Source organism: Leclercia sp. LSNIH8 (genome assembly GCF_002920195.1).
Taxonomy (GTDB): domain Bacteria; phylum Pseudomonadota; class Gammaproteobacteria; order Enterobacterales; family Enterobacteriaceae; genus Enterobacter.
The window spans coordinates 630156-642320 of record NZ_PQJY01000001.1 but is presented as its reverse complement, the minus strand read 5'-3'; the positions used below and the strand labels follow the sequence as shown (position 1 = coordinate 642320).

Annotated in this window: 10 protein-coding genes and 1 pseudogene; 6 read left to right on the top strand and 5 right to left on the bottom strand. The window is 57.6% G+C overall.

The window, feature by feature from the left end; all coding sequences use genetic code 11:
* Positions 1 to 22 precede the first annotated feature (22 nt).
* Complete coding sequence (gene clpS, locus C3406_RS03165; protein ID WP_103823399.1) at positions 23 to 343, bottom strand: ATP-dependent Clp protease adapter ClpS; 321 nt, start codon at positions 341 to 343, stop codon at positions 23 to 25.
* Between the two features lie 322 nt (positions 344 to 665).
* On the opposite strand from clpS, the gene cspD reads away from it, so the two are divergent.
* A complete protein-coding gene (gene cspD, locus C3406_RS03160) occupies positions 666 to 887 on the top strand; it encodes a cold shock-like protein CspD (protein ID WP_032617324.1) in 222 nt (73 codons plus the stop codon).
* Between the two features lie 165 nt (positions 888 to 1052).
* Here the strand turns inward: cspD and macB are convergent, their stop codons facing one another.
* On the bottom strand, positions 1053 to 2993 hold the full coding sequence (gene macB, locus C3406_RS03155) for a macrolide ABC transporter ATP-binding protein/permease MacB (RefSeq protein ID WP_103823400.1): 1941 nt from the start codon (positions 2991 to 2993) through the stop codon (positions 1053 to 1055).
* Positions 2990 to 4105 (bottom strand): macrolide transporter subunit MacA, encoded by a 1116-nt coding sequence (macA, locus tag C3406_RS03150; RefSeq protein WP_103178898.1) that lies wholly within the window; start codon positions 4103 to 4105, stop codon positions 2990 to 2992. Before macA ends, macB begins: the two co-directional genes overlap by 4 nt.
* A 159-nt stretch (positions 4106 to 4264) precedes the next feature.
* Here macA and C3406_RS03145 point away from each other — a divergent pair, with 159 nt between their 5' ends.
* The gene (locus tag C3406_RS03145; protein ID WP_103823401.1) at positions 4265 to 5221 is read left to right on the top strand and encodes a VirK/YbjX family protein; all 957 of its coding nucleotides are present in this window, start codon (positions 4265 to 4267) and stop codon (positions 5219 to 5221) included.
* On the opposite strand, the gene C3406_RS03140 is transcribed toward C3406_RS03145, so the two are convergent.
* Complete coding sequence (locus C3406_RS03140) at positions 5218 to 6876, bottom strand: ATP-dependent endonuclease (protein WP_103823402.1); 1659 nt, start codon at positions 6874 to 6876, stop codon at positions 5218 to 5220. The genes C3406_RS03145 and C3406_RS03140 overlap by 4 nt on opposite strands.
* Before the next feature lie 371 nt (positions 6877 to 7247).
* Here C3406_RS03140 and aqpZ point away from each other — a divergent pair, with 371 nt between their 5' ends.
* The 4 genes from aqpZ (at position 7248) to hcr (ending at position 11785) form a co-directional block, all read left to right on the top strand.
* Positions 7248 to 7943: an aquaporin Z gene (gene aqpZ / locus C3406_RS03135; RefSeq protein ID WP_103823403.1), complete on the top strand. Its 696-nt coding sequence runs from the start codon at positions 7248 to 7250 to the stop codon at positions 7941 to 7943.
* Between the two features lie 166 nt (positions 7944 to 8109).
* Positions 8110 to 9009 carry a LysO family transporter gene (locus C3406_RS03130; protein ID WP_103823404.1) on the top strand — a complete coding sequence of 300 codons (900 nt, stop codon included), beginning with the start codon at positions 8110 to 8112 and terminating at the stop codon, positions 9007 to 9009.
* Positions 9010 to 9152: 143 nt separating this feature from the next.
* Complete coding sequence (gene hcp / locus C3406_RS03125) at positions 9153 to 10805, top strand: hydroxylamine reductase (RefSeq protein ID WP_103823405.1); 1653 nt, start codon at positions 9153 to 9155, stop codon at positions 10803 to 10805.
* A gap of 11 nt (positions 10806 to 10816) precedes the next feature.
* The gene (gene hcr, locus C3406_RS03120) at positions 10817 to 11785 is read left to right on the top strand and encodes an NADH oxidoreductase (RefSeq protein ID WP_103823406.1); all 969 of its coding nucleotides are present in this window, start codon (positions 10817 to 10819) and stop codon (positions 11783 to 11785) included.
* A gap of 153 nt (positions 11786 to 11938) precedes the next feature.
* On the opposite strand, the pseudogene C3406_RS03115 reads toward hcr, so the two are convergent.
* Positions 11939 to 12019, bottom strand: a pseudogene (locus tag C3406_RS03115) (GntR family transcriptional regulator); the annotation flags it as partial.
* Positions 12020 to 12165: the final 146 nt, after the last annotated feature.

The following is a 12165-nucleotide window of genomic DNA, read 5'->3' as shown; positions in this document are numbered from 1 at the left end:
CCCCCAATTTTCATTGCCTTATTCAGGCTTTTTCCAGCGTACACAGCAACGGATGCTCATTCTCCCTTGCATACTGGTTCACCATTGCCACCTTGGTTTCGGCGACTTCTGCGGTAAACACCCCGCAGATGGCTTTGCCATGATAGTGAACCGTAAGCATCAGTTGCGTTGCACGTTCAACATCATAAGAAAAGAACTTTTGTAGCACGTCAATAACAAATTCCATCGGCGTGTAATCATCGTTCATTAACATAACTTTATACATAGATGGCGGTTTTAGCGCGTCGCGCACTTCATCTTCCGCCAGCTTGTCGAAATCGAGCCAGTCGTTCGTCTTACCCATTGTCAGTCGTCATCTTCGTTTACGGTCTCCGGTCGCGTGTTCTGATGCTGACGGGAGGCTATACATAACCTGAATCTACCTTAGATGTCAGATAACCTACATCTATTATTGCCATCCTCGATGTCTGTCACAATACCGTTCAATAGCGTTAACTGCTTCAAATTTTGACTCATTTTTACCCGTCCTTGCCCGGCAAATGCTTGACGATCCTTTTGGTTTATCTAAATTGTACAAGCGTGAGTTGGCGAGGTTTTGAACAGCTCCCACTCCACCACCGGTTCATTACATCTAACTCAATAAGATTTACGAAGGATGTCGAAGCATGGAAACGGGTACAGTTAAGTGGTTTAACAACGCCAAAGGGTTTGGTTTTATCTGCCCTGAAGGCGGCGGCGAAGACATTTTCGCACATTACTCCACCATTCAGATGGATGGATACAGAACGCTGAAAGCCGGGCAGGCCGTCCGGTTCGATGTACACCTTGGGCCAAAAGGCAATCATGCCAGCGTTATTGTGCCCATCGAAGCAGAAGTGGTGGCATAGCCCTCTGTTTCATTGTGTACACCCCGCACTCAAAATGCCAGCCCGATGCGCTGGCATTTTTATTTGTGTGCGGTGATGCGACCTGATGCCCGACGGCGCTGCGCTTGCGCAGGCCTACGAACTTTTGTAGGCCGGGTAAGGCGTAGCCGCCACCCGGCAACAGGTTCACTCCCGGGCTAACGCATCCACCGGATCTAATCGCGCGGCGTTGCGTGCCGGCAACCAGCCAAACAGTACCCCGGTAAAGGTAGAACACAGGAAGGCAGTTAGCAGCGCCATCGGTGAAAAACCAATTTCCCAGCCGGGTAAAAACAGCTGCAGCGTAAAGGCGATGAGCAGCGAGAGCGTAATCCCCAGCGCACCGCCCACCAGACAGACCAGCACCGCTTCAATCAAAAACTGCTGCAGCACATCGCTGGCCCGGGCGCCGACCGCCATACGGATACCGATTTCACGCGTCCGCTCCGTCACCGACACCAGCATGATATTCATCACCCCGATCCCCCCGACCAGCAGGGAGATGATCGCCACCAGCGTGAGGAAGAGCTGAAGAGTACGTGTGGTCTTTTCCGCCGTTTTCAAGAGCCCGTCCATGTTCCAGGTGAAGAAATCTTTCTTCCCGTGGCGCAGGGTTAACAGGCGTTCAAGCTGTTGCTCTGCCTGAGCGCTGTCGTAGCCATCTTTCACCCGGACGGTGATGGAGTTGAGCCACGACTGCCCCATAATGCGCCCCGAGATAGTGGTGTAAGGCAGCCAGACGCGTAAAATCTTGCTGCTGCCAAACATCGACTGCTTCTCCTCCGCCACGCCAATCACCGTCGCGGGCATGTTCCCCACCAGCACGATCTCACCCACCACCTTCGCTTTATTGGGGAACAGCTGTCGCCGGGCGTTGCTGTCGAGCACCACCACCTGCGCCCGCCCTGCCAGCTGCTCTGCATTGAAGGTGCCCCCTTCGCTGAAGGTCATGCCGTAGACGTTGAAGTAGTCGCCGCTGACGCCGTTGGCGCTGGCCGCCACATCGATATTGGCATAGCGCAAACGCAGGCTCTGGGACACCGCCGGGGTGGCGGAGTTAACCCACGGCTGCTTCTGAATGGCCGTGAGATCGTCATACTTCAGCGCCTGCTGGTACTGCGGCTCGTCATCGCCAAAATCTTTGCCGGGATAGACGTCAATCGTATTGGTGCCGATGGAGCGGATATCCGACAGCACCAGCTGTTTGGCCGCGTCGCCCACTACCACAATCGACACCACCGAGGCGATGCCGATGATGATCCCAAGCATGGTCAGCAGGGTGCGCATCTTGTTTGCCGCCATCGCCAGCCAGGCCATGGTCAGCGCTTCGCGAAAGCTGCTGGTAAACTGCCGCCAGCCCGAAGGCGGCGGTAATGATACCTCCTGACGCCGGGTGGTATTGAGGCCAGGCGGCGGATTGCTGACCAGCTCGCCGTCGCGGATCTCTACGATGCGTCCGGCCTGGGAGGCCACCTGCGGGTCGTGGGTGACGATGATCACCGTGTGCCCCTGATCCCGCAGCTGGTGCAGGATCGCCATCACCTCTTCCCCGGAGTGGCTGTCCAGCGCCCCGGTCGGTTCATCCGCCAGGATCACCTGTCCGCCGTTCATCAGCGCCCGGGCGATACTCACCCGCTGCTGCTGGCCGCCGGAAAGCTGCGACGGCTGGTAATCCACCCGCTCCCCCAGCCCCAGCCGGGTAAGCAGCGCCTGCGCCCGCTCAAGGCGTTTTTTGCGCTCCACGCCAGCATAGACCGCGGGCACCTCGACGTTTTGCGCCGCGCTCAGATGCGAAAGCAGATGGTAACGCTGGAAGATAAAGCCGAAATGTTCCCGGCGCAGTTTAGCCAGCGCGTCGCTGTCCAGCGTGGCGACGTCGGTGCCCGCCACACGATAGGTGCCGCTGGTGGGTTTATCCAGACAGCCGAGAATATTCATCAGCGTCGATTTACCGGAGCCTGATGCCCCGACAATCGCCACCATCTCCCCCGCCTCTACCCGCAGGGTGATGCCCTTCAGCACCTCCACCGGCCCGTCGCCGGAGGGGTAGCTGCGGCGGATATCATTCAGCTCCAGCAGGGCGGTCATTTCGCCGCCCCCGGCTGGCTCTCGCTGATGACCACCTCTTCACCCTCTTCCAGCCCTTTTACCACCACCACATCGGTATCGTTGCGCGAGCCGAGGCTCACCTCACGCTCGCGGATTTCACCGTTACGCAGCACCTTCACGTTATAGCGGTTATCTCCTACCGGTTGGCCCAGCGCCGCCAGCGGAATGGTCAGCACGTTTTTCACCCCGGAGAGCTGAATATGCACCTGGGCGGTCATGTCCAGGCGCAGCACCCCCTGCGGGTTGGGGACTTCAAACCGGGCGTGATAGAAAATGGCGTCGTTGACCTTCTCCGGCGTCGGGAGAATATCCTTCAGCACCCCTTCATAGCGGGTTTGCGGGTCCCCCAGCACGGTAAACCAGGCTTTTTGCCCCGGCTTCAGGTGGATCACATCCGCTTCCGAGACCTGGGCTTTCACCAGCATGGTACCCATATCCGCGAGGGTCAGGATGTTCGGCGCCTGCTGGGCAGCGATAACCGTCTGTCCCTGCAGGGTCGTAATCTGCGTCACTTCCCCGGCCATTGGCGCAACGATGCGGGTGTACTCAAGGTTAGTTTTGGCACTGTCCAGCGAGGCCTGGTTGCGTTTGATCTGCGCGTCGATGGTGCCAATCTGCGCCTGCTTTACCGCCAGCTCGGTGGTCGAGGTATCCAGATCCTGCTGCGAGATCGCCTGGGTGGTCGCCAGCTGCCGCTGACGGTTCAGGGTCACCTGGGCGAGCTTACGCTCCGCTTCCGCCTGGCTGCGCTGGGCGCGCAGCTCCATCAGCGTCGCCTCCACCTCTTTGATCTGGTTTTCGGCCTGCTCCGGGTCGATAACCCCCAGCAGTTGCCCTTTTTTCACCTTGTCGCCAATCTCCACCGACAGCGTCTTCAACTGGCCGCTGACCTGGGCACCCACGTCAACCTTGCGTAGCGCGTCCAGTTTGCCGGTCGCCAGCACGCTCTGCTGTAGCTCGCCCGGACGAACAATCAATGTCTGATATTGCGGCACCGGTGCGTTTAGCACCCGCCACAGCCAGAATCCACCCACCAGTACAATCAGCACCAGCAGCAGAAACAGCTTCCTGCGCTTTCCCTTTAAGTTCATAAATATTCCAAATAGCTATTCCGGCTTACATAACTGTTGATTCTAACTAAACCGCGCCTCAACGAAACCCCTGCTTTTCGTGGCGCGTAAACGTTGTTGAGGAGAGGTTGATAAAACCCCTGCTGAAATAAAGGCCTGGCAACAAGACCGGGATCTATTATGTCCTCCATCGCAGAGTCATCTTATTCACAGCAGCCGCAACCTAAATCAGCCTGGCAGCTATTTCAGCATCTGGCATCCGGAACATTAACCCCCGGCCTTGCCTGGCGTAATCCGGCCTATCGCCGCAAGTTTATGCTGCGCTCGCTGATGACGCCGTTCAGCACCGCACGTCTGCTGGCAAGCCTGACAAAACAGCCGCAACTCCTGCAACTGTTACAGGTCCAGCCGGGGCTGCCCTGCCGCCTGCATCGCCCGTGGCTCTCGGTGGCGATGAATCGCCAGCAAACGCTCCAGGCGCTGAACTGGCACTATCAGACCCTGCAGCGCCAGCTTCCGGCCGCGCTGATGAACGGCTATCTCTCCCGGGAGGGGGTAACATTACTGACCCTGACTGGGAAAGACGATCGCGCCTTTACCCTGCGTCTGTGCGCCGATGCTTTTCTCGATAAAGAGGGCGAGGCGACGCTGGCATTTTGCGACGAACAGCAGACGGTGCTGGCGGAGATGACCTTTACGCTGTGTCAGGTTAACGGCACCCCGACGCTGTTTATCGGCGGGATGCAGGGGGCAAAAGCCTTTGTGCCGCACGAGGCGATCCAGAGCGCCACCAAAGCCTGTCACGGCCTGTTCCCGAAACGCCTGCTGGTGGAAGCCGCCATGACGCTCGGTAGCGCCCTGGCCGTGGAGCAGATTATCGCCGTCAGCAACAGCACCCATATTTATCGCAGCTGGCGCTATCGCAAGAAAAAAGAGGGGAAACTGCTGGCCGACTACGACAGTTTCTGGCTGTCGCTGGGCGGGGAGCGCGACAGCGAGGGCAACTTCAGGCTGCCGCTCGCCATGCCGCGCAAACCGATGGAGGAGATCGCCAGCAAAAAACGCGCTGAGTATCGCCGCCGGTTTACCCTGCTGGACAGCCTGATCGATCAGGTCAACCAGGCGACCCGCCGTTAATCCGCCCTCCCGCGTGCCAGCCACAGCACGCGGGAGAACATCTTCCGCAACAGCGTGGGCACCGCCTCCACGCCGCGACGACCAGCCTCCATCGCCACCTCAATCGCCAGATCGGGTTTCGACGAACGGTGAATGGCCTTCATGATCACCCGCCGCATGTTCATCGGGACGTCGTCCGGGATCATCGCCACCCGGTGAAAGACATCGGAAAAGCCCTGCCGGTACATGAAGTGTTCCATGTCCATGGCGGGCAGCGCCGTCAGGTGCTCGCGCTCCTCTTCCCGATCGTTATTGATCAGCCCGCGCACGGTCGCGGCATATTTCTTACCCGCCTCGTCACCGTCCACCAGCACATGCCATTCGATGCCCATCCGCCGGGCAAATTTAATCAGCGGTTTCAGCCCCGACTGGGCAAACTCAATCACTTTGATGCCCTCGGCATCAAAGTGGTGCCCACACTGACGGGCCAGCTCGTTAATCACCCAGGTTTCGGTCTCCCCTTCCACCAGCAGCCAGCAGCGGGCAAACAGCGAGGAGGCGCGGTTGAAGCGAATATGGAAGGCGATACGGCGACTGTCTTCCGCATTCATGCCCCCCGGACCCAGGCGGTAAGCCGAGACGCGCGACGACTCACGCACCAGACGGCAGACGTGCTCGACCGGGGTTAGCGACAGCAATTCGCCGGAGTTGGTGGTGGTGATGCGCTGCAGCGGCAGCAGATTCAACAGGTGCCAGGCCACCGAGAGCATGATCGGGTGCAGGCGCGTCTCGGGATCTTCCACCAGCAGCAGCGGGCGGGCATCCCGGTCCAGCCGGACGGTGCCTTTGGCCTGCAACAGCGTGGAGAAGAGCCCCAGCAGGATCACCCGGTGCGAGCGGCCGCCGGGACGGTCGATCATCCGGTTGATGATGTCGAGGTAGCGCCAGCTGCGCTGCTCGTCATGGGAGCGCCGCCGCATCAGCCGGTTGCGCACCGGGGAGGTGCCCTGCTCGGAGAAGTAGTGCTCCAGCAACTGCACCATTGCCGACAGTCCCTGGCGGATCTGGCCGTCGGTCAGGTTTTGCGGACGGGCGACCAGTTCCCGGGCCAGATAGTCCAGCTCCCGGGCGGTGACCTCCACATCAGGCATGTCAGGGACGGTACCGTTGCGGATGCGGCGCATAAAGCGGGCATCACGCAGGCGCAGCACCGGCATCAGACGGACCAGATGACGCGCCCGCTCGTCGATATCCTCCAGCGGCAGGGCCTGGCCGTCAGTATCGAGAAAACCGCGCAGGGTCAGCACACTGTCATCGCTGGCAAGCTCACCCTCCAGACGATAAAAAATGCGCCGATAGCCATCATCACAGGGCACCCAGCAATCGGCAAGAGGACGATAGCGGCGAACGCGATGGCGCCCCGGCTCGCTTTCACGAAAGGTAAGGATAATATGCAGATGGTGTTCACGCCCCAGCATATCCCCGGGGGGGAACCAGAAATCTTCCCGGACAAAATGGTACAAACTGGATTCCGGCGATAGCAGCAGCGTCAGGGCGTCCAGCAGGCTCGATTTACCCCAGGCGTTTTCTCCGATCAGCACGTTGTTGTGCTCAAGCATCAGCGACAGACGGTTAATGCCGCGAAACCCCACGATTTCCACACGCTCTAGCAACATGTACCCTCCGGGAGAGATGAACTTTTTCCTTTAAGTTATCAGGAGTATAACGCCAGCGGGCCCGGACGGACACTCCATCGTCGGCGGAATAATGCCAGCCAGAAGCGAAAATTAAGAATTTAACCAGACAGTTTCATTTGTAATAACGATTTCCGCCGCATACTCTTGCTGCCAAAAATGCAACTCTGCTTTACTCGCCTTAATTTAGCAAGGAAGCGCAACACATTGCCCTACATCAAACTTACCGTATTTATTTAACTGGTGAGGGAGAATATTCATTTTTAGAATAGTGGCGTTTTAAAAATCGTCGCTTGTTTTGGCGATAAATAACAATGGCGCAGGATTGCGCTCATTTTTTCTTTGAGGTGGTTATGTTCAGAAAATTAGCAGCGGAATGTTTTGGTACATTCTGGTTGGTATTTGGTGGCTGCGGTAGTGCCGTACTGGCAGCAGGATTCCCGGAACTGGGAATTGGTTTCGTTGGTGTTTCGCTGGCCTTCGGCTTAACGGTTTTAACGATGGCATGTGCCGTGGGCCATATTTCCGGTGGTCATTTTAACCCGGCGGTAACATTAGGATTGTGGGCCGGCGGTCGTTTTCCGGCAAAAGAGGTTCTTGGCTATATTATTGCCCAGGTCATTGGCGGAATTATTGCTGCCGCTATTCTGTATGTCATTGCCAGCGGTAAAGCGGGCTTTGATGCTGCGGCCAGCGGCTTTGCCTCAAACGGCTTTGGCGAACACTCCCCTGGCGGTTTCTCCATGCTCTCTGCCATCGTGATTGAAATTGTACTGACTGCGGGCTTCCTGCTGGTGATCCACGGCGCAACGGACAAACACGCCCCGGCCGGTTTCGCGCCGATTGCGATTGGCCTGGCGCTGACCCTGATCCACCTGATCAGCATTCCGGTGACCAACACCTCTGTTAACCCAGCGCGCAGCACAGCGGTAGCCATCTTCCAGGGCGGCTGGGCGCTGCAGCAGCTGTGGCTGTTCTGGGTGATGCCGATTATCGGCGGTATTATTGGCGGCGTGCTGTACCGCACCCTGCTGGAAAAACGCGATTAAGAGTGCGCGCGTGTGGTGCCGGGTGGCGGCTTCGCCTTACCCGACCTACGGGACAGCATTTCGTAGGCCGGGCAAGCGAAGCGCCGCCCGGCACTGTTTTCACCTTTACTGAACCGTCTGAATTGGGTAGTGTCTCAGCGCCACTCAAATACAGGACCGGTTGTTCATGTTTTCAGGACTCTTAATCATTCTGCTCCCACTGATCGTGGGTTATCTCATTCCTCTTCATCAGCTGTCAGCGTTAAAACTGATCAACCGACTTTTGAGCGGGATTGTCTACGTCATTCTCTTTTTTATGGGGATCAGCCTCGCCTTCCTCGATAATCTTGCCACCAATCTGCTCTCTATCCTGCACTATTCCATTATTACGATGACCGTTATTTTGCTCTGCAATATCGCGGCCCTGTTCTGGCTGGAGCGCGCTATTCCATGGAAAAACCATCACCATCAGGAAAAATTGCCTTCACGTATTGCCATGGCGCTGGAGTCATTAAAATTATGCGGCGTGGTAGTGCTCGGTTTTCTGCTGGGGCTGACAGGATTCTCTTTTTTGCAGCACGCCACCGAGGCCAGTGAATATACGCTGATCTTCCTGCTGTTCCTTATTGGTATTCAGCTGCGAAATAACGGCATGACCTTAAAACAGATTGTGCTCAACCGTCGCGGCATGATAGTGGCGGTGATCGTGGTGGGCAGTTCGCTGATTGGCGGGGTGATTAACGCCTTTATTCTCGACCTGCCGCTGAATACCGCCCTGGCGATGGCCTCCGGCTTTGGCTGGTATTCGCTTTCCGGCATTCTGTTAACCGAGTCTTTCGGTCCGGTCATTGGCAGCGCCGCTTTCTTTAACGATCTGGGGCGCGAGCTGATCGCCATCATGCTGATCCCGGGTCTGGTGCGCCGCAGTCGCTCCACGGCGCTGGGGCTCTGCGGCGCCACCTCAATGGACTTTACCCTGCCGGTACTGCAACGCTCGGGCGGGCTGGAGATGGTACCTGCCGCCATCGTTCACGGCTTTATTTTAAGCCTGCTGGTGCCCGTCATGATGGCGTTCTTCTCAGCCTGATACTTCTTTGGCGGTAGCCTGCTGCCGCCAAAATTGCGCTAAATCAATATCCCTCTATTTTGTGGCAGAAAGCGCTTCCCACCGTATCGCCACAGGCATAATCTTAAACATGTATATTAAATATAACTTTAACAGGTGTGATTATGTTTTGTGTGCAATGTGAACAAACCATCCGTACCCCAGCTGGCAACGGCTGCTCTTACGCACAGGGCATGTGCGGTAAAACCGCAGAAACCTCCGATCTGCAGGATTTACTGATCGCCTCCCTGCAGGGTTTATCCGCCTGGGCAGTTAAAGCCCGGGAATATGGCATCATCGACCACTACGTCGACAACTTCGCCCCGCGCGCGTTTTTCTCTACCTTGACTAACGTGAACTTCGACTCCCCGCGCATTGTGGGCTACGCCCGCGAAGCCATCGCCCTGCGTGAAGCCCTGAAAGCGCAGTGCCTGAGTGTGGATGCCAGCGCCCGTGTCGACAACCCAATGGCCGACCTGCAGTTGGTCAGCGACGACCTCGGCGATCTGCAGCGCCAGGCGGCTGAATTTACCCCGAACAAAGACAAAGCGGCGATTGGCGAGAACATTCTCGGCCTGCGTCTGCTCTGCCTGTACGGTCTGAAAGGGGCCGCGGCCTATATGGAACACGCCCACGTCCTGGATCAGTACGACAACGACATCTATGCCCAGTACCACAAAATTATGGCGTGGCTCGGCACCTGGCCTTCCGACATGAACGCCCTGCTGGAGTGTTCCATGGAGATCGGCCAGATGAACTTCAAAGTGATGAGCATCCTGGACGCCGGTGAAACCACCAAATACGGCCATCCAACCCCGACGCAGGTCAACGTCAAAGCGACCGAAGGCAAATGCATCCTGATCTCCGGTCACGACCTGAAAGATCTCTACAACCTGCTGGAGCAGACCGATGGCACCGGCGTTAACGTCTACACCCACGGCGAGATGCTGCCCGCCCATGGCTATCCGGAGCTGCGCAAATTCAAACACCTGATCGGGAACTACGGCAGCGGCTGGCAGAACCAGCAGGTGGAATTCGCCCGCTTCCCGGGCCCCATCGTGATGACCTCTAACTGCATCATCGACCCTACCGTTGGCGCTTACGATGACCGTATCTGGACCCGCAGCATCGTCGGCTGGCCGGGCGTGAGCCACCTCGAAGGCGACGATTTTGGTCCGGTGATTGCTCAGGCCCAGCAGATGGCGGGCTTCCCCTACAGCGAAATTCCACACCTGATCACCGTCGGTTTCGGTCGCCAGACCCTGCTGGGGGCGGCGGATTCCCTGATTGACCTGGTGAGCCGCGAAAAACTGCGTCACATCTTCCTGGTCGGCGGCTGCGACGGCGCGCGCGGGGAACGTAATTACTTCACCGACTTCGCCACCAGCGTACCGGACGACTGCCTGATCCTGACCCTGGCCTGCGGTAAGTACCGCTTCAACAAGCTGGAGTTCGGCGATATCGAAGGGCTGCCGCGCCTGATCGATGCCGGTCAGTGTAACGATGCCTACTCAGCCATCATCCTCGCGGTCACTCTGGCGGAAAAACTGGGCTGCGGCGTAAACGATCTGCCGCTGTCGCTGGTGCTCTCCTGGTTCGAGCAGAAAGCGATTGTGATCCTGCTAACCCTGCTCTCGCTGGGCGTGAAAAACATCGTCACCGGCCCGACGGCGCCTGGCTTCTTTACCCCGGATCTGCTGGCGGTCCTCAACGAGAAGTTCGGTCTGCGTTCCGTGACCACCGTTGAAGACGATATGAAGCAACTGCTGAGCGCGTAAGGAGTAAAAGTATGACGATGCCAACCCATCAGTGCCCATGGCGGATGCAGGTTCACCACATCCATCAGGAAACGCCGGATGTCTGGACGATTTCGCTGCTGTGCCACGACTATTATCCTTACCGTGCCGGGCAGTATGCGCTGGTCAGCGTGCGTCACTCCGCAGAGACGCTGCGGGCGTATACGATCTCCTCGACGCCGGGCATCAGCGAGTACATTACGCTGACAGTTCGTCGCATTGATGATGGGGCGGGCTCTCAGTGGCTGACCGGAGAGGTGAAGCGTGGGGATTACATCTGGCTCTCTGACGCGCAGGGAGATTTTACCTGCGACGATAAGCCGGACGACAAATTCCTGCTGCTGGCCGCTGGCTGCGGCGTCACGCCGGTGATGTCGATGCGTCGCTGGCTGGCGAAGAATCGCCCGCAGGCTGACGTGGCGGTGATCTTCAGCGTGCGCTCGCCGCAGGATGTCATTTTTGCAGACGAATGGCATAACTACCCGGTTACCCTGGTGGCGGAAAACAACGCCACAGAGGGATTTGTCGCCGGTCGCCTGAGCCGCGAACTGCTGCAAAGCGTACCGGATATCGCCTCCCGCACGGTGATGACCTGTGGCCCGGCGCCCTATATGGAGATCGTGGAAGAAGAGGTGAAGGCCCTGGGCGTGACCCGCTTCTTTAAAGAGCAGTTCTTTACTCCGGTCGCGGAAGCTGCCACCAGCGGGTTGAAGATCACCAAACTGCAGCCTGCGAAAACCTTCTTTGGCCGCGTGGGCAGTACGCTGCTGGAGGCGCTGGAGAGCAATAACGTGCCGGTGGTGGCTGCCTGTCGTGCAGGCGTGTGCGGCTGCTGTAAAACAAAAGTGGTGGACGGGAACTATACCGTTACCAGCACCATGACGCTGACGGATGCCGAAGTGGCGGAAGGCTATGTACTTGCCTGCTCCTGCCATCCGCAGGGGGATCTGGTGCTGGCCTGATAAAAAGCCCGGTGGCGCTACGCTTACCGGGCTTACAAAAGACCGCGAACCGTAGGCCGGGCAAACGCAGTGCCGCCCGGCATTACCGCCGCAGAGGAATTACTTCCACACCGGATCGCTCACCACTGCAAACCGTCCTGCCCCCAAAAGTGCCACCGCCAGCCGCAGCAACAATCTGCCGAAATCTTCGTGCATTAGTGTTTTATTAACAGCAATCAACAATGATTTAACCATCTGAATTAAATCCATTTTTAGCTGAATAACCACCACAATATGACGGAATGTTGCACAGTGAAAGCAACGATTAATAAGGGGGATTTCACGGGCATGCCGGTCAGTTTCATCTAAGCTTGAAAGCGTTATCACATTCAGGAGATGGA

What these genes read in the sequence shown, in the direction of transcription:
- hcp (WP_103823405.1), top strand. Translation starts at nt 9,153, where the DNA reads ATGTTTTGTGTGCAATGTGAACAAACCATCCGTACCCCAGCTGGCAAC.
- macA (WP_103178898.1), bottom strand. Translation starts at nt 4,105, where the DNA reads ATGAACTTAAAGGGAAAGCGCAGGAAGCTGTTTCTGCTGCTGGTGCTG.
- hcr (WP_103823406.1), top strand. Translation starts at nt 10,817, where the DNA reads ATGACGATGCCAACCCATCAGTGCCCATGGCGGATGCAGGTTCACCAC.
- aqpZ (WP_103823403.1), top strand. Translation starts at nt 7,248, where the DNA reads ATGTTCAGAAAATTAGCAGCGGAATGTTTTGGTACATTCTGGTTGGTA.
- clpS (WP_103823399.1), bottom strand. Translation starts at nt 343, where the DNA reads ATGGGTAAGACGAACGACTGGCTCGATTTCGACAAGCTGGCGGAAGAT.
- cspD (WP_032617324.1), top strand. Translation starts at nt 666, where the DNA reads ATGGAAACGGGTACAGTTAAGTGGTTTAACAACGCCAAAGGGTTTGGT.
- C3406_RS03140 (WP_103823402.1), bottom strand. Translation starts at nt 6,876, where the DNA reads ATGTTGCTAGAGCGTGTGGAAATCGTGGGGTTTCGCGGCATTAACCGT.
- macB (WP_103823400.1), bottom strand. Translation starts at nt 2,993, where the DNA reads ATGACCGCCCTGCTGGAGCTGAATGATATCCGCCGCAGCTACCCCTCC.
- C3406_RS03130 (WP_103823404.1), top strand. Translation starts at nt 8,110, where the DNA reads ATGTTTTCAGGACTCTTAATCATTCTGCTCCCACTGATCGTGGGTTAT.
- C3406_RS03145 (WP_103823401.1), top strand. Translation starts at nt 4,265, where the DNA reads ATGTCCTCCATCGCAGAGTCATCTTATTCACAGCAGCCGCAACCTAAA.